Below are 16,452 nucleotides of genomic sequence, written 5' to 3' on the forward strand. Positions count from 1 at the left end.
AATAAAATCAACGCTATGAATAATTTTACATTTTTTTTAGGTTTTATTCTGATAATAACCTCAATGTTTATGGCATTTCCAGAAAGAGCAAGAAAAGCTACTAAATGTCTAATCCAATTAGTCGGAGCTTTGTTTATCAGTAAAGCATTTCAAGCAATAACAGCTTATTTCAACCGAAATAAACCGTAATGATTATTTTTTATAAATGAAAAATATTACATTTGAATCGCTAGGATATAGAGAAAAGGACGTTCTTACTACATTATAGAAACTTTGCAGAACCTTATAAGTATAAGTATAATGGTAAGGAGCTCCAAGACGAGCTGGGACTTAACATGTATGACTATAGTGCCCGTAATTATGACCCTGCACTTGGTCGGTGGATGAACATTGACCCGCTGGCGGAGAAAAGTCGTAGATGGTCTCCATATAATTATGCAATGGATAATCCAGTTTATTTTCTTGACCCAGACGGAATGCTTTCGAAATCATTTATGGATGATTTAATAAAAAAATCAAATGCTGACGGAGAAACAAAGTGGACAAACAATGATGACGGGACTTTTTCAGGAAGTAATGGTAAAACTGCTGATACTGGAGAAAGTACTGAGGAAAGCGGTGGAGATAAGGAAGGTCAAGAAGGACCTGGTAAAGGAAAAATCGTTAATTTACCTAAAAAAGGCGACAAAGTTTTAGTTGATGTAACAGCCAAAACTCCCCTAGGGAAAATATGGTCATTTATCCAAGGAGATAGAGATTGGACTGATTCTACTACTGGTCTAACATATGTTGTAGGAGATGACGGTTCAATTTTAAGAATAAAACCATTAGGTGGTGCTGGAGGACTTGAATATATTAGCGGACTTGGTGAAGTAAAACTCGCAATTCAGTTTGGAAAAGACGCAAATCAAGTTTATCATGCTTTTCGACATGTAGAGGAAATGGGACTTGCACAGTCAGCTGTAAAAGCGGCAATAAAAGCTCACTTTCCTACTGTTGTCGCTAGATTAGAAGCTGGAAAACCATTAAATTCAATAATAGAAGTAGCAGGTCATAGAATACAATATACGGCATATAAACTAGCTGATGGAACAATAAATATTGGTAGAATTCATGGAATATAATAAAATGAGGAAACTTTTAAAAGATGAAGTAAGACTTCTAGAGTTATTAATAAAAAAATCATCAATTATAATATCTTATAATTTAGAAGAGGATTTAGAAGCAGAAATAATGAATGATGGTGGAATGGGAAGTTTAAAATTATTTCCAAAAGGCATTTCTTCTGATAATCGAGTATTTGGAAAACAAATTGCTGAATGTATGTTTCTAGATTCAGATGGAATTGATGTTATAGCATCACTTAATATTGATGACAAGGGAGAATTATTTGAATTAGACATTTGGAAGACAGATTTTAGTTCTTTGATTAGAATACCAGAAATAATTAGTTAAATTCAAAAGAAATGATAATATAATTCTTGATGTTTTTAATTACTTAGAATTGAAACCATTCCCTAAAGGAATGGTTTTTTGCTTTTATAACGCCATTTATAATCATTTAAACGTACCTAAAGTCTGAATTTTGTACCTATATTAGCCCGTATCCGCTGGGAAGCCCTAATTAAGAAGCAAATTAAGATTTAAGACTGTACCCTCCTGCCTGCATCGGCTATTCCGGTAGTGTTTCAAAGTTAGTGATATAAGATTTTAGATTTCTAACCTTTTGAAATTGAACAAATTTTAGAAATAAATAATTTTAAGATGAGCAGTGATGCTCATCTTTTTTGTTTTATTATTGCCTTAAATGTGCTAAAATGAATAAAAATTCGACATGGTGTTCCAAAGTTAGTGATGATGTAAATTGTCCAAAATGTAACGAGAAAAAGGTTATTAAAAATGGGAAGACTAAAAATTATAAACAGCAGTACTACTGTAAAATGTGCTGTCACCGTTTTATAGAAAGTTATACAAATCAAGCTTACAAATTAAATATCAATCAAAATATCATTCAATTAACCAAAGAGGGTTTGGGAATAAGAAGCACAGCAAGAATATTAAATATTTCTACTACAACATTATTGAAAAGAATTGTATCAATTGCCGGAAATATTAGCAAACCAATTATCAGTAAAGGTAAAACTTATGAAGTAGATGAACTGTGCACTTATATCAGACACAAGAAAAATTATATATGGCTGGTTTATGCATTGGAAAAGAATTCTAAGACAGTTGTGAGTTTTAATGTTGGGAAACGTACCAATAAAACATTAAGCCGTGTTCTGGAAACTTTAAAATTATCTGATGCTAAAAAGATATTTACGGACAGATTAAAAAACTACAGATATTTGATTGACGAGAAACTGCATTCGGTAAAACGTTTCGGGACAAACCATATTGAAAGGAAGAATCTGACACTCAGAACTCATCTGAAACGACTCAACCGCAGGACAATCTGCTTCAGTAAAAGTTTAGTGATTTTTACTGCTGTTTTGAAGATTTATTTTTGGATTTGAGCAATAAAACAGTAAGTTTATCTTCTAAAATCATGTTCTTAAAAATTTTGTATTTAACAGGTAAAACCTTGTAAAAATAGTCGAAAAACCTTATAAGTATAAGTACAACGGAAAAGAGCTGCAAGACGAGTTAAACCTGAATGTTTACGATTATGGAGCACGTAATTATGACCCTGCTCTTGGTCGTTGGATGAACATTGACCCGTTGGCAGAACAAATGCGCCGTCACAGTCCTTATAATTATGCTTTTAATAATCCTATCTATTTTATTGATCCCGATGGAATGAGTCCTGAAGAAGGGCCAGGACCAGGTCGTGGTGCTGCAATCATTGCTGCAGGCTTAGGTGGTGCAGGTGCAATAGCAATAGCTGGCGCAGGTCCACAAGGAATTGTTTTAGAGCCAGCAGCTGCTGTAGTTGCTGTTGGTTCTCTTGTAGTTGGTGGTTTAGTAATGATTTGGGATTCCGCAACAAGTCGTGATGAGTCTGCCAGTACACCTATCTACAATGCAACCGCTGGTAGCGTAAACAATAAAAGCACTTCAGAGCCTAGTAAAGCAGAAACCGATTCAAACGGAAAAGTGAAAGATGGCAATAATAAGCCTACAAAAAACGAAAGAGCACAAGCGAAAAAAAATAAAAGCAGTACTGATTCGGATTATGGAGTGGTTAATCCGCATACAACACAATCTAATGGTAATCGAAGACAAAAACATGAAAAAGGTGAGGCAACTAATCAAAGAAATCAAGGTGGTGAAAAAGCCGACAAAAATAGACAAAGAACTCAAGATTCGAAAAAAAGAAAATAATTAAATAAAAGTATGCACTTTATGAAAGATTATGTCGATAAATTAGTAGAAATTAAAATTAGAGGGTACGAATATTTTATAGGTGTGTTTATAAATTATGGAAAGGAGTGGGTTATTATTAGGAATATTTCAGGGGATTATATAATTGACGGATTCAAAATAATAAATAGAAAGTTCATTGTTTCTATTAGTTTAATTAATTCAGAACCATTGAAAACTATAGTCAAATTAAAGCATTTAAATTTTGTTTATAAATTGGATTATGATTTGAATAATACTGTAAGTTTAATTAGAGATATAAAAAAAAATGGGGATTTGATTTTTGTATTATTAGCCAATGAAGATATGGCCTTTGTAGGATTTGTTGATGAAATTCATCAAAAATCCTTAAATTTAAGAGATTTAACATCAAAAGGAGAGATGTCAGGATTTGTTAAAAATTATAAATTTGATAAAATAAGAATAATTGAAACTAAAACTGATTATTTAGATTCCTTGGAAATTTACTTAAAATATACTCAAAAAGGTTAATGCTAGATATTAGATATTTTTACAAAATAGTAATGTAACTAACTGAAAAAATTATCCCCGCTCCCGCACGAATCCTTTCGTGTGGCGCAAGAAATCGCTAGTGTTACAGATTAGGTGTTTTTATAATTTAACCACTTAACTAACTGAAAAGGTAGTGTTTCAAAGTTAGTGATATAAGATTTTAGATTTCTAACCTTTTGAAATTGAACAAATTTTAGAAATAAATAATTTTAAGATGAGCAGTGATGCTCATCTTTTTTGTTTTATTATTTTCTTAAATGTGCTAAAATGAATAAAAATTCGACATGGTGTTCCAAAGTTAGTGATGATGTAAATTGTCCAAAATGTAACGAGAAAAAGGTTATTAAAAATGGGAAGACTAAAAATTATAAACAGCAGTACTACTGTAAAATGTGCTGTCACCGTTTTATAGAAAGTTATACAAATCAAGCTTACAAATTAAATATCAATCAAAATATCATTCAATTAACCAAAGAGGGTTTGGGAATAAGAAGCACAGCAAGAATATTAAATATTTCTACTACAACATTATTGAAAAGGATTGTTTCTATTGCAAGAAGTATTTCCAAGCCAATTATCAGCAAAGGCAAAACTTATGAAGTCGATGAGCTGTGTACTTATATCAGACACAAGAAAAATTATATCTGGCTGGTTTATGCATTGGAAAAGAATTCTAAAAGAGTTGTGAGTTTTAATGTTGGAAAACGAACCAATAAAACTCTGAACTGTGTTCTGGAAACTTTAAAATTATCTGACGCTAAAAAGATATTTACGGACAGATTAAAAAACTACAGGTATCTGATTGATGAGAAAATGCATTCTATCAAACGTTTCGGAACAAATCATATTGAAAGAAAGAATCTGACACTCAGAACTCATCTGAAACGACTCAACCGCAGGACAATCTGCTTCAGTAAAAGTTTAGTGATTTTTACTGCTGTTTTGAAGATTTATTTTTGGATTTGAGCAATAAAACAGTAAGTTTATCTTCTAAAATCATGTTCTTAAAAATTTTGTATTTAACAGGTAAAACCTTGCGAAAATAGTCGCAAACCCTATAAGTATAAGTATAACGGAAAAGAGCTGCAAGACGAACTGGGGCTTGGGATGTATGATTATGGAAGCAGACTTTACGACCCAGCAAGAGCGGGTTGGAGTAATATTGACCCGTTAGCAGAGAAAATGAGAAGATACAGTCCATATAACTATGCGTTTGATAATCCGATGAGATTTACTGACCCTGATGGAATGGCTCCAAATGATGTTATAATTAAAGGACAAGGAGCAGATAAAACATTAGCGCAATTACAAAAGTCCACAAGTTTAAAATTGACAATGGATGATAAAGGAAAAGTAACTGCAACAGGCGAAGCAAAAACTAAAGCAGATAAAGAATTAAAAGCAGCTACAACAGATAAAAATGTAACAGTTAATTTAAATTCAACATTAGGACCTCAAATTATGGATGGTAGTGGCGATTATTTATCCAGTTCAGGTTCTTTTGATGGAAGTACTGTCAATGGAGACGGAACTGCTACTGCGAACCAAACTGTTAATCCAGATTATGCTAAAGCAGTTGATGAATTTGAAGGAACTCCTGAAGGAACAGGTGTTTTACACGAAACTCTAGAAGGATATCAAGAAGGAAAAAGAGCTCAAGAAACGCAAACCCCTTCTGGACCAGCAATACCAGGAACAGATGGTTATAAAAATTATGATGCAGCTCATAACAAAGCAGATGCAATAGACCCTAGGCATGTTAGAACTGCTGATTCATTTACTGGTAAAAACCCTAGGACTGGTGAACAAGCAAGAGTGCTACAGAAACCTAATGGACAAACAATGGTATTATATAAACTTCCAAAAAAATAATAAAAACGATTATGAAAAATATATTTTTAATATTTCTTTTTACACTTTCTTTCTCTTCATATTGTCAAGATTTTAGTGGTGTTTATTCCGTTACTAAAATTATAACCTCAGATGACGGTGACAAAATATTGTTTATTAAGAATGATAAAATCAAAGGAATAATTGTAATGGATAACGATGATTTAAAAGTTAATTCGTCATTTACAAAAATCAAAAAAGGCAAAGATTATTATTTTAATCTTGAAGTTGATGCTAAAAAGTACCGAGGACAAAATGACGGTTATGCAATAATATCATCAAGCGGAAAAATAAAACGAATTTGGGACGTTAAAAAAGACGGAGCAATGCCATTTATATTTACGGCAAAAAACTTAAAAGGTTTGTATGTAAAGAATAAAAGAGAATAAACTTTCCATTTCTTTTAGAAGAATCTCAACATCTGAAACAAATCAAAAAAGAGTAGTTAGTTATTGAATTCGAAAAATAAAACCTAATACTAGACAACAATCGAGTATTAGGTTTTTTGTTTTAAAAAACTTTATAAGTAATGAAAATCAGTATAATTACGTAGTGATTTAAATGAGTTTGTCGCTATATTTGAGAAATAACAAATGAGTCATAAATGAAACTATTCTTATTTTCAATATTTTCCATTTTAATGTTGAATTGCTCAGACATTAAAAAAGATAATCAAAGTGAGAAATATTTAGATTTTTTTTATTTCAAAGGGAATAAACTTTTTCCTTTTAGACTTAATTGTAAATCTATTCGAAGTGAAATGTTTAGAGATGATGTAAAATATAAAAAAATAGAAGATAGAGAGTACATCAAGAGATTCATAAAGGAATATGAAAAATTGAAAACTGAAAAAAAACAAAATGAGATAGATGTGCGTATGCAAATAATTTTTCATAATGGTAAAATCACAGATACCATTTGCATGGGAAGTCATTTTGGTATTAAAATTAATGGAGTAAAGAAAAATGATTCTAAGTCTTTTTTAAATTTAATTCAAGAAAAAATGTATGAATCAGAAAAATAGATAAAGGATGACGAGTATGAAAAAAATATAGATTTAGCTATATAAAGTACTTTAAAATTATTTTAAGAGTTATTTGTCACCGCATAAAGTTTTAAATTCTGCTCGAACATCTTCAAAAGTTGGTGCGCCAATATTCGAAATTTTATGGTAGGAATCTATTCCATTATCTGATGCCATTGCACTCCAAAAATATTGTCTAACTTTTTCTGCGCTTACTTGGTTATTTAATCTAGTTCTGGTTAAGTTAATTTTCCTCTTGATTGTTATGTCTGCGTCTGGGTTGGTTTCTGTCGGAGTCAGTACATTCTCTTCTAAAAATCTTATTAATTCTTCTTTTGTTGCGTTCATCTTATTCAATTTTTCTCGTTAAGATTTTGGTGTGACACTTGCTGCTAACGTTATAGTAGTTTGGTGATAACTGTTTTCTCTGTTAAATGTTATCCGGATATTTAGCATAAAGTTTAGGAAACAAATTTTTCAAGTCATTTCCATCTTCTTCCCATTCATTTCCAGTCGTATTATGGTTTTCTTGAAACGGATAAGGCATTTCTTGTCCCGTTAATTCTTTAAAAATTGTTCTTGGAATATAGCCTAAACCTTCCCAATCACAGTCTTCAATTTTTTCAGTTTCAACTTCTACAAGAGTTTCAGGATTTTTAATTGTTTTATTATAGAAGTCTTTACCCTGTCCAATTACCCATTCTCTAAAATCATTAAAACTATCATCTCCGCATCCACCGTGAATAATATAAATTGCCCCCCAAAGTTCCCAAGTGTTAGCTAAACCTCTATAACTTCTAAATCGGTTCCCAAATAAAATAATTTCCTCAGGAGTTAATTTGCGAAGTTCATTTGCTAATGCTACTTGCTGTAATTCAAAATTATCTTTTGAATTGTCTTTTGTTATTTTAATTATTGACCAAAATTTTTCTTCTTCCATTAATTCATCTGAGGATACAAAATTTGTAATTTTAGGCTTTTCAACTTTTACATTTTTTTTTCCTCCAAAGAGTTTGTCAAATATTCCCATAGATATTTTTTTAGTGTAATTTCTGTTTATAATGACCGTCAACGTTATGCGGCTTCACGCAGTAGCGGCTAGTTAATGGATTAGTTGTAAATATATGTAAATTTCCGGTTGAGTAATTCCGACTTAGAAAGATAAAACCAGCTATTGCGCGAACCCGCTATTGTGAGTAGTGTTCATTTTTTTGACTTTTCAATCGATGGTTTTAGTTTTTTAAAAACCTCATTTAAACCAAGGAAAAATTTAGAGTAGAATTCATCACTTTTATCTATGTTCCACAATTCATGGTGATTTAATGGATAAAGATAAATAGCCGATTTATGATAAGTCCAATACATTCTAAAACAGTAGACGACTTCAAAATCACCTTTATTTCTTTTTGTATTCAAAACATTAAATATCTCTTCGCAACGTTTTTCATCAAAGTTTAAATAAATAAGAGATCTTCGTCCCTCAATAACCAAATCTACCTTATCCAAAAAATTTTCGCATTTGGGGTACCAATCCTCTCCAGATTGAAATGGGACAAATTTTTTATTTTTTGAATACTTATTATACAAATTACATTTTTCTAATATTAAGTCATAATTAGTTTTTGCAATCTGAATTTCGAATCCTTTTTCTTTTGTTTTTTGACCTTCTTTTTCTACATCAGAACCATTAATTATACTTTTCATTTCAAGTATAGCATCTTGAAAAAAACTGTCGTCATCTTGCCCAGTTTTATAATCACTCAAACCATTTCTTTCTTCGTCTGTGCGACGAAAAAGAACTCCCATTTCGCGATTATTACGCTGAGAATAATCATAAAGATTTAAACTGGTAATAATAAGGTAAATTTCGTTGAAATAACATTTACTGTGTAGATTCGGATGAGATAAGAGATTTAGATTTTTAAACTTAATGAGTTTCTTTCTCTCAAAATCGCTTAGTTTACCTTCTTTGTAAACAATCGTAATAACCACTCCACGATTGTCAGCTTTTTCTAATTCCTCAAGCAATAAAGTATTTGTTTGTATGTAAGGGCTTATCAAAACTACTTCATCTTGAGCTGTTTCAATTATTTTGATAAGTTGTTCTCTTAATTTGTCAGTATTTAAGAATTCTGCCATTTATTATGATAATTTTTCGTTTTAGGATTTTAGCATTGCTCACAACGTTTCGCCGCTTTGCCCAGTCGCGGAAGAAAGCGAGCTGAATTCCTTCCGCCAAGATAATTATTTTTCGTGAAGAAAATCATGAAGGAACCAGAAAACCGCGATTAGGAGAAACGGCTGTTGGCAGCTGTGTATTTATTTTGACCAAAGAATTATGTTATCATTTCCTTGATGAAATTCAGATTCTATAAACTCAGTTTCAACATATTTTTTATTGCCAGCATATTCCATTTTTCGTCTGTTTGCAACTAAAAATTTTAATTTTTTGTTTGCTACTTCGGGTTTCAAAGCAAAGTTAAAACCTTTGTGAGTTACAACTGTACTTGGATAAAGTATACCATCAGCATTTTTAACGGAATCAAAAATATAATTTGTAAAAGCAGATGTGATTTTATAATGGTTTGAATTCCCTGCCATAGCCTGTGAAAACTCTCTTGATAAAAATTGCATTAATTGACTTACAGCTTGTGCACTTTCATCAGCTTGTGTTTTTACGATATATTCAAAATCTTTACTTAAGTCGTCAATTGCTTTGTGATTACCTCTTATATTGTCATTAGTTAGAACACTAGCAACTAAGATTTCTTCTGTGGAAATCCATAAACTAGTGGTAATATATTCTAGCGGTTGATTATCATTTTGCTTTGGAAGTTTGCTTGTTTCAAAAAGACTTAATGAATCATCATCTGAACAATAGAAAACTGACTGTCCTGGCTCGTTTGCTCTTCCAAAATTTTTTATATTTTGAACATCAGTTCTATAAGAAGATCAGTTATTTTATTGAAAAAAGGATTGAGTTCATCATTAACTCTGCATCGAACAAACTTTGAGCCTTTCGGATAAATTACACATGGAATAGCAAATTCTATTGTGTTAAGAATGTTTTTTATATAAATGTAGCTTTCAATCGAAACTTCATCTTTGGCATTTTTTAGAAGTCCTAAAAAATAACTTATTTCTTTTGTGTCGAAATTCTTATTCTGATTAGACAAAATTACAATCTTTAGATGTTAGATAATGATTTGGTTGGCGTTTGCATTGCTGCCAACGTTCTGGCGCTTGGCGAGGTTTGGACTAAATTAAGATTTATTTTTCGGTTAAACACAAAATTTCGAAATACAAGATCAACTTTAAATTAAGTCTAAAACCCAAATCTTGCGAAACCGCTGTTTGGCGGTAGTTATTTTATGTTCAATTTGTTGATTAGTAATATTTTGGGTGATTTTAGAGTCAATTTTATAAAACTTAAATCTTCACTAAATTCTTCTTCAGATAATAATTGGATTGATAATTCTAATTCAAAATTAGTGTAAAACTTTTGTTTTAGAACTTCATTCTCCATCCTCATTAATTTCCATAAGTCAGAGTTTGTTTGAAGCTTTGTAACTAACAATAAATCACAATCATTTGGGTTTTCAACATTTCTTACTACTGAACCAAAAACAAAGGCTAAAAGAAAATTTTCGCTATTTATATTATCAGAGATCCATTTAGTATAAATTTCAAAGTTCTTCATTCTTCATAATTTTTCTTATGAAAGTTTTCAAAGGATAAACGCTAATTTTTTGACCATTTTCAGCAGTTTTGTATCCTTCACCAGTTATTTGACACCAAGGTTCGCAAATCACCAAATTAGCACCTTTTTCAATAGCTTTTGTTACGACATCCGAACTAACAAGATATTCGCTACTCATTGGTGTGTAAATAGTATATTTTTTTGATGATGATTTTAGAGAAAAGCTAAGCATAAACTCACTTATTATCTCTACTTCTGAAATATTTTGTTTATCTGCTAATACTTCTTTTATATATTTTGCTGGCATCGTTAACTTTTTAGTTCGTTCAAAATAGTCTTTACATTATTTTCAATAGATTCAATTTCAGATATTATTTCTGCACGTCTTGTTGAAGTTGATTCCAATATTGTAGCTGGATAAGGAAATTCGGAATGTCTTTCACTTGGGTTTTTTATAAAATGTTCATATGAAGTTGAGTGTTTTATAAAGTTTAAATAAATATTTAAATCATCGTTGGATGAAATTAAATGAGAATGGCTCTTAATTATTTCATCAATCTTGGAATTGTTTTGTACAATTATTGATTCTCTCATTCCAAGCCATAGATTTGCCGCAACTTCTTTTTTAATATCCTCACTAGGAAAAGATTTTGGTCCAAATGAATTGAAAATACTTTCGTTAATTGATAAATATGCAATGATTGGGTCGTAATATTTTTCTAATTGCTCCTTCTTGTTTTTTATTAAGGTAATGATTAGTTCTTTTCTAATAGATTCTTTTGTTTCTTTTCTAATCTTACCTAATGTAACCAAGTTTGTAATGAAAAGAACAAATAACGGAATGAAAATAACTGCAAATGTTTTCCATTCTTCTAAAGTAAAACCTGCATATTTTTCAATTGGTTTAATTATTTCGGCTATTTTTGACTGCTCTATTTTTATTACAATTGTGTCATTTTTCGCTTCTTTCTTAATAACAATTGTACTGTCCTTTCCAGATGAGAAAGAAAAAAAAAGAAGTAGAAATAATATAAATGTCTTTTTTAGCACGATTTCTTAATAATTACTGCCAACTTGTTTATATAAATGATAAAACTAGATAAAATTATCGGAAATGAGTTAGATATGTATGACTTTTAATTTAATTCACAAAAGTCTAAACATCAAGAACAGAGATGCATTTATAAAAGATTCTATAGCTGATTCCAAAAAGCCTGCTTTTATTAACTAAATAGATAATATATCAAGTGATTGTAATGATTTCTGATATAGTTCATAATCAATTTAAAGAAATATTTTTATATTTATTAATATACTTACCATGTAATAAGATTAGAAATATCCCCCAGTTTTCGGTACATATTTTTAATCTTTCAACCCATTTAGATATTAGCTCTAAATTGATCAAAACCTGATAATCCTCTTCATCTGCTTTTGGTTCTGGAAATATATTATCTTTTATATTTATCATAGCTTTAAAATACTCTTGCTCTTCTTCATTATCAATGTAAGTCGTTTCATCGAATGGGAACATATTCATCCACATTACTAATGAATCCAGTACATTTTGAAAAGATTGTTGTAATTCTAAACTAACTTTTTCAAAGTGTTGCTGTACTCTCTTTTGATCTAACTCTTTCAATTTAATTTTATCAAGTAATCTTAAATCGTTAAGATGGTCAACTAAAAGAACCAATCTACTATAATTTTCTGAAGCCTTGCTGATCTCATTAAACTCAGGATACATCTTGGACCAGCTATCAATTTTAAGATTTTCGAGAATTTTATAATCTATCAATTGGGAGCCAAAGCCAATGATGTTTAAATTTTCATACGGATTATCCATAATGGTATAAAGCCTTACTTCATTCCAGTTCTTTTCGATAATTTTATTATCTGTAGTCTGAATAAAATAAATTCTGGAAAACCATAATTTCAGCATTAAGTATTTTAGGCTTGTATATTCTGGCTTGTTGATTACTTCATGGATAATATCATAAGCTGTTTTCATACCAAGTAGTGACCAAAAAGGACTTATGCCATCAGTGACTACTATCGGTTTTTCTTCATTTAGATTATTGTTAATATATTTAATAGTAAAGGAGTTAGATTTAGAGATAAGCTTAAATTCTTTAACAATTTTACTCTCAAAATCTTCTTTAAGTTTTAGTATTCGTTTATATGAATGGTCTGCTTTAGTACTGTTATTCAAAAAATCTTTCCAATAGGCTGCCGTAGTCAATAAAGTATTAAAGTCTATTTGGCTAGTATGATTTATATCTATATTGCCTAAGGTGTTTTTATATTGTGAATTATATTCCCTGAGTCTTTGAATCGCATCGTACAAATTAATTTGGGACACACGTTCTATATTTTCATCGTGTATATGCCCTTCATCAGTTGTTAATTGAATCCTTGATGTCAATGTTTGGGCAGATTGATTTATAAAACTCTCGATACTGGTTTTAAAGTCAGAAAAGCTTTTAAAGAATTTCTCATACTTTGACTCTAATCTCTTTTTTAATTGCTCTCTTTCATTTTCAGCATTTGAATCATTTTTCTTTCCTCCATATATACCTAAAGGATCCGTGATTGATTTTGGTTCTTTAATTTTATCAAATTTCTTAAATGATACATTCTGCATAACAGGAATCATAGGAGCATATGTTTTACTTCCTTTGAATAACTGATTAAACGAATCATTAATCTTATTAACTCTTTCTTTGATTAGAATCTCCCACTCATTTAATGCTTCGCAGTAATCATTCCAATCCGTCGGCCTATAGTTATATTCATAGAGTTTTACAATACTTGCGTTTATGCTTACCCATTCTTCTAGAGGCATATTTTCTAGGGGCATAGTTTTATGGGTGGAATCATGATCGATAGAAATTGTTTGTAATCTGTGACCATAACCTTGAGAATTGAATTGTTTTTTATCTGGAAGAGCAGATCTTATTATATTCAAAATGTTGACAATAAAATCATTGGTTGATCTTTTACTGTCAATCGTTAGAATATTTATAATGTAATGTAAATCCACTTCATCACCATTTACAGATAAATGAATAACATCAAAATCAGTTTTTATCCGGTCAACAAAATAATTGATGTTTTTTTTTCTTATCACATCTAATTCCGGTGAATATGTATACATTCCTAACATTAGTTTTGATAAATTTTTACTATCCAGTAATTTAAACGCTGATTCAAATTCACCGTCTGCAAATAATGGTATCTTTTCCTTCTTATTATCAATATTCTTTAACCAAAATAAGCTCTCCCCAAAAGATTTCCATTCAATTTCTGTAACAGGTATTTCTTTAGGAAAAGGAAGTTTATTTATGACATTGGATACTAAGTTGAAGACATACTGCTTATGTACTAATCTGTTATTAATATCATCAATTTTTTTTCTACGTTCTTCATCTATTTTAAGCAAGTCAAGTAACCCGCTTCTGTCATAATTACTGCCAAATAAAAAATCTGTAAACATTGTCCATGCTTCACCAAAAATCAATTTGCAGTCATCTATTACCTCCCGATTTTTTTCAACATATTCACGAGTGCCAGCCCATATAAAAGCTTTTAATATAGATATATATATTGACCAGTTACTAACAGAAATTTTATTATCTATATCTAAAATAAATTGGTCAGGCTTAAAGATTTCGAGATGAATCAACTGTAATAGAAATAAATACAAATCTTGTTCAGCTAATAAAGAAATGCATTTGTACCCATATTCTTCTTTGCTTTTGGTGAATTCATCAAAAAGTATCTCAACCAATTTTTGTGAACGAACGATATGCAATCCTTGTATATATTTTCTGTCGGGTGATTTTTTAACCAGATATTCGTTTGAAAGTTTTTCAATTATAAACTGATAATCAATACCGGAATCCAGTTTCGAAACATCTATTTTAGCTCCTAAAGAATCTGCAAGAGTAACGATTCTTAAAAATTCAATCTGTTGATTATTGCTTAATCCGTTTTCATTTAAAATTTGCCTGACTTGTTGCTTCAATTTATTATGTAAGGAATCTCCTTGAGTAAGAGAGTATACAAATTCTAATAATGGGGTATTACTGCCTAGTTGAATCCAAGCTTCTTCAAAATCTGTAAAATGACTGATCTTATTTCTTTCATGCAATCTGGAATAAATAATTTCCGCTTCTTCTTTTGAAAGAATTAAATCAATCTCCTTGTGTTCAAATTCAATTCCGATTGCAGAAGCTCTATACCAGTCTTCGTTTCTGATTGCTACCAAAAACTTTATGTGATTAATGTGTGCTGATTCTTTAATTACTTGTAACCAATCTGTTGTGTTTGGATTTACATTAATTATAAAGACTGTTGGAATGTCTAATTTTTTACTTATTGATGCAATAGACTGAATCGATTTTTGAGTACTGATTGGATCTTGTTGAATATTTAGCTCAAAGCAAAGCGAATTATTGATATATTTATATATGTAACTATATAGTAAGGCTGTCTTTCCTTGTCCAGATGCTCCTTTTATTATAACAGTATTATTTTTACTTATTTCTTCATTAATTATACCCAGTAGTTTATCTCTATTTATATCAAGTCCTAGTAAAATATGTTCATATCTTGTCAAAGTAGCATTGTAAAATTCTTTTTCTAATAATTCATGATTTAAATTCTCGATTGAAACTTTATGCAATGGTTTCAATACTAATCCATATTGCTCGCTTATTGCAATTCTTTCTGTTATATATTTTGCAAAATCTTCAACCTTATTGAAAAAATCATTTGAGGTGATAGGTTGTTGTTTCTCAGCAATGAACTGTAGCCAATTTAATAGAAAACCAATTGTTGGTAATGGGTCAATAAGTAGGAAATTATCCTTCATCATTTTTTCGACATCCTCGGCAATTTTCTCTTCATTAATTTCCTGAAATTGAGTTTTACTCTTAACTAACTTCCAATTTTCAATGGTTAACTTATACTTTTTTAAAAGATTTTTTTCTTTTCCATCAATACTATTATTTTGCTCTGCCCACTTTTTAAGATCACTACTTATTTCACCATAGGAAACAAGTATAGGAATTGCATCAGTATAATTATCCAAGAATCTTTTTATAAATGATGTTTTTTTATCAGATAAAATATCTGATAGTGTAATTCTTCTTCCTAGATTTTTTAATTGAATGGCATATAAAAGTTGTCCATTAGTATTTAAAATATCTAAATCTTCTTCTCCTTCTAAGCGAAATATAAGATTGTCCGTCATATTTGACAGAATGAAATGTAATGAATATAAAAACTGAGTTCTATAACCTTTTAAAGCTGCAATTGCTGACATATTAAAAATCGATATTATTATTGTTTTAAGTCTTTACCTTATTTTGAGAAATAACCAATTATGATTGATAGTTTTAGATATTTTTATCTCTAATAAGACTTTGTAAATCTTCCAAAATTATAATTTTAATCTGTCCTGTCAATTCATTCTTGTTGTAATAAATCAAATACATCTTATCAAGTTTGAAAAGAACTTTAAAGCCATAATCGGAGTCTAATTTAATAACTTCATGATATATCCGATTCCAGGATCTTAAATAATAGATTGCTTTAAGAAAATTAATTTCGTCTTTATCTAATTCTTTCCATAACTGATATTTAAAACTCAATCTCATCCATACATTTTTGGTTTGAGAGTCATCAAGGTTCTCACAAAATTTCTCCGCTCTCTTCCTGCATGCAAAACAAAAAAAATAGTAATGGAAATTTTCGAAAACTTGTTTTGCTCTTGTTCTATTTTCTACACAAGTATAGTTCATTCCGCTACATGCATTACAAACACCAAAATCAATATGGGAATTACTGTTAGAAACAATTGTAGTTATTTCATTTGAACTTAATTCAAATCTCTTTCTAATTTCATCTATACTTGAAGTAAATTTGCCAGTATGCTTCCAAAATTGAATGTGAAAGA

The 16,452-nt window shown here is 30.1% G+C and carries 17 protein-coding genes and 2 pseudogenes; 10 read left to right on the forward strand and 9 right to left on the reverse strand.

The features are described 5' to 3' along the window. The 10 genes and pseudogenes from EAH81_RS27750 to EAH81_RS27485 form a co-directional block, all read left to right on the forward strand. Positions 1 to 189, forward strand: a 189-nt coding sequence (locus EAH81_RS27750; protein WP_206669089.1) for a hypothetical protein, incomplete at its 5' end; no start/stop codon positions are given. Positions 190 to 335: 146 nt separating this feature from the next. Continuing rightward, the gene (locus EAH81_RS28065) at positions 336 to 1,124 is read left to right on the forward strand and encodes an RHS repeat-associated core domain-containing protein (RefSeq protein ID WP_410501110.1); all 789 of its coding nucleotides are present in this window, start codon (positions 336 to 338) and stop codon (positions 1,122 to 1,124) included. Then, positions 1,114 to 1,455: a DUF6984 family protein gene (locus tag EAH81_RS17245; RefSeq protein ID WP_206669090.1), complete on the forward strand. Its 342-nt coding sequence runs from the start codon at positions 1,114 to 1,116 to the stop codon at positions 1,453 to 1,455. Before EAH81_RS28065 ends, EAH81_RS17245 begins: the two co-directional genes overlap by 11 nt. 362 nt (positions 1,456 to 1,817) lie before the next feature. After that, positions 1,818 to 2,516, forward strand: coding sequence for an IS1 family transposase (locus tag EAH81_RS17250; protein ID WP_140509403.1), 699 nt, complete (start codon positions 1,818 to 1,820; stop codon positions 2,514 to 2,516). Positions 2,517 to 2,607: 91 nt separating this feature from the next. Beyond that, positions 2,608 to 2,802 (forward strand): annotated as a pseudogene (locus EAH81_RS17255) (RHS repeat domain-containing protein); the annotation flags it as partial. A gap of 543 nt (positions 2,803 to 3,345) precedes the next feature. Then, positions 3,346 to 3,855, forward strand: a complete 510-nt coding sequence (locus EAH81_RS17260) for a hypothetical protein (protein ID WP_140509405.1) — start codon at positions 3,346 to 3,348, stop codon at positions 3,853 to 3,855. Between the two features lie 288 nt (positions 3,856 to 4,143). Further along, the gene (locus EAH81_RS17265; protein WP_140509407.1) at positions 4,144 to 4,842 is read left to right on the forward strand and encodes an IS1 family transposase; all 699 of its coding nucleotides are present in this window, start codon (positions 4,144 to 4,146) and stop codon (positions 4,840 to 4,842) included. Between the two features lie 96 nt (positions 4,843 to 4,938). Then, a pseudogene (locus tag EAH81_RS28070) lies at positions 4,939 to 5,748 on the forward strand (RHS repeat-associated core domain-containing protein); the annotation flags it as partial. An 11-nt stretch (positions 5,749 to 5,759) separates the two neighbouring features. After that, positions 5,760 to 6,155 (forward strand): hypothetical protein, encoded by a 396-nt coding sequence (locus tag EAH81_RS17275; protein ID WP_017495735.1) that lies wholly within the window; start codon positions 5,760 to 5,762, stop codon positions 6,153 to 6,155. A gap of 215 nt (positions 6,156 to 6,370) precedes the next feature. Continuing rightward, positions 6,371 to 6,790: a hypothetical protein gene (locus EAH81_RS27485; protein WP_035746320.1), complete on the forward strand. Its 420-nt coding sequence runs from the start codon at positions 6,371 to 6,373 to the stop codon at positions 6,788 to 6,790. A gap of 69 nt (positions 6,791 to 6,859) precedes the next feature. On the opposite strand, the gene EAH81_RS17285 is transcribed toward EAH81_RS27485, so the two are convergent. From EAH81_RS17285 to EAH81_RS17325, 9 genes are all read right to left on the reverse strand, one after another. Then, positions 6,860 to 7,138 (reverse strand): hypothetical protein, encoded by a 279-nt coding sequence (locus tag EAH81_RS17285; protein ID WP_140509413.1) that lies wholly within the window; start codon positions 7,136 to 7,138, stop codon positions 6,860 to 6,862. 82 nt (positions 7,139 to 7,220) lie between these two features. After that, complete coding sequence (locus EAH81_RS17290) at positions 7,221 to 7,820, reverse strand: DUF4240 domain-containing protein (protein ID WP_140509415.1); 600 nt, start codon at positions 7,818 to 7,820, stop codon at positions 7,221 to 7,223. 173 nt (positions 7,821 to 7,993) lie between these two features. Next, positions 7,994 to 8,929 (reverse strand): phospholipase D family protein, encoded by a 936-nt coding sequence (locus EAH81_RS17295; RefSeq protein ID WP_140509417.1) that lies wholly within the window; start codon positions 8,927 to 8,929, stop codon positions 7,994 to 7,996. A gap of 180 nt (positions 8,930 to 9,109) precedes the next feature. Continuing rightward, positions 9,110 to 9,715: an RES domain-containing protein gene (locus EAH81_RS17300; RefSeq protein ID WP_140509419.1), complete on the reverse strand. Its 606-nt coding sequence runs from the start codon at positions 9,713 to 9,715 to the stop codon at positions 9,110 to 9,112. Between the two features lie 439 nt (positions 9,716 to 10,154). Continuing rightward, positions 10,155 to 10,490, reverse strand: a complete 336-nt coding sequence (locus tag EAH81_RS17305; RefSeq protein ID WP_140509420.1) for a hypothetical protein — start codon at positions 10,488 to 10,490, stop codon at positions 10,155 to 10,157. Then, the gene (locus EAH81_RS17310; protein WP_140509422.1) at positions 10,477 to 10,797 is read right to left on the reverse strand and encodes a hypothetical protein; all 321 of its coding nucleotides are present in this window, start codon (positions 10,795 to 10,797) and stop codon (positions 10,477 to 10,479) included. Before EAH81_RS17310 ends, EAH81_RS17305 begins: the two co-directional genes overlap by 14 nt. Before the next feature lie 2 nt (positions 10,798 to 10,799). Further along, positions 10,800 to 11,540: a hypothetical protein gene (locus EAH81_RS17315; RefSeq protein WP_140509424.1), complete on the reverse strand. Its 741-nt coding sequence runs from the start codon at positions 11,538 to 11,540 to the stop codon at positions 10,800 to 10,802. A gap of 229 nt (positions 11,541 to 11,769) precedes the next feature. Continuing rightward, positions 11,770 to 15,819, reverse strand: coding sequence for a hypothetical protein (locus EAH81_RS17320; RefSeq protein ID WP_140509426.1), 4,050 nt, complete (start codon positions 15,817 to 15,819; stop codon positions 11,770 to 11,772). A gap of 73 nt (positions 15,820 to 15,892) precedes the next feature. Next, positions 15,893 to 16,153: a hypothetical protein gene (locus tag EAH81_RS17325; RefSeq protein WP_140509428.1), complete on the reverse strand. Its 261-nt coding sequence runs from the start codon at positions 16,151 to 16,153 to the stop codon at positions 15,893 to 15,895. Positions 16,154 to 16,452: the final 299 nt, after the last annotated feature.

Source organism: Flavobacterium pectinovorum (genome assembly GCF_006438875.1).
GTDB classification, from domain to species: Bacteria; Bacteroidota; Bacteroidia; order Flavobacteriales; family Flavobacteriaceae; genus Flavobacterium; species Flavobacterium pectinovorum_A.

Coding starts and splice junctions, on each gene's coding strand:
- EAH81_RS28065 (WP_410501110.1), top strand. CDS start 336: ATGTATGACTATAGTGCCCGTAATTATGACCCTGCACTTGGTCGGTGG.
- EAH81_RS17245 (WP_206669090.1), top strand. CDS start 1,114: ATGGAATATAATAAAATGAGGAAACTTTTAAAAGATGAAGTAAGACTT.
- EAH81_RS17250 (WP_140509403.1), top strand. CDS start 1,818: ATGAATAAAAATTCGACATGGTGTTCCAAAGTTAGTGATGATGTAAAT.
- EAH81_RS17260 (WP_140509405.1), top strand. CDS start 3,346: ATGAAAGATTATGTCGATAAATTAGTAGAAATTAAAATTAGAGGGTAC.
- EAH81_RS17265 (WP_140509407.1), top strand. CDS start 4,144: ATGAATAAAAATTCGACATGGTGTTCCAAAGTTAGTGATGATGTAAAT.
- EAH81_RS17275 (WP_017495735.1), top strand. CDS start 5,760: ATGAAAAATATATTTTTAATATTTCTTTTTACACTTTCTTTCTCTTCA.
- EAH81_RS27485 (WP_035746320.1), top strand. CDS start 6,371: ATGAAACTATTCTTATTTTCAATATTTTCCATTTTAATGTTGAATTGC.
- EAH81_RS17285 (WP_140509413.1), bottom strand. CDS start 7,138: ATGAACGCAACAAAAGAAGAATTAATAAGATTTTTAGAAGAGAATGTA.
- EAH81_RS17290 (WP_140509415.1), bottom strand. CDS start 7,820: ATGGGAATATTTGACAAACTCTTTGGAGGAAAAAAAAATGTAAAAGTT.
- EAH81_RS17295 (WP_140509417.1), bottom strand. CDS start 8,929: ATGGCAGAATTCTTAAATACTGACAAATTAAGAGAACAACTTATCAAA.
- EAH81_RS17305 (WP_140509420.1), bottom strand. CDS start 10,490: ATGAAGAACTTTGAAATTTATACTAAATGGATCTCTGATAATATAAAT.
- EAH81_RS17310 (WP_140509422.1), bottom strand. CDS start 10,797: ATGCCAGCAAAATATATAAAAGAAGTATTAGCAGATAAACAAAATATT.
- EAH81_RS17320 (WP_140509426.1), bottom strand. CDS start 15,819: ATGTCAGCAATTGCAGCTTTAAAAGGTTATAGAACTCAGTTTTTATAT.
- EAH81_RS17325 (WP_140509428.1), bottom strand. CDS start 16,153: ATGAGATTGAGTTTTAAATATCAGTTATGGAAAGAATTAGATAAAGAC.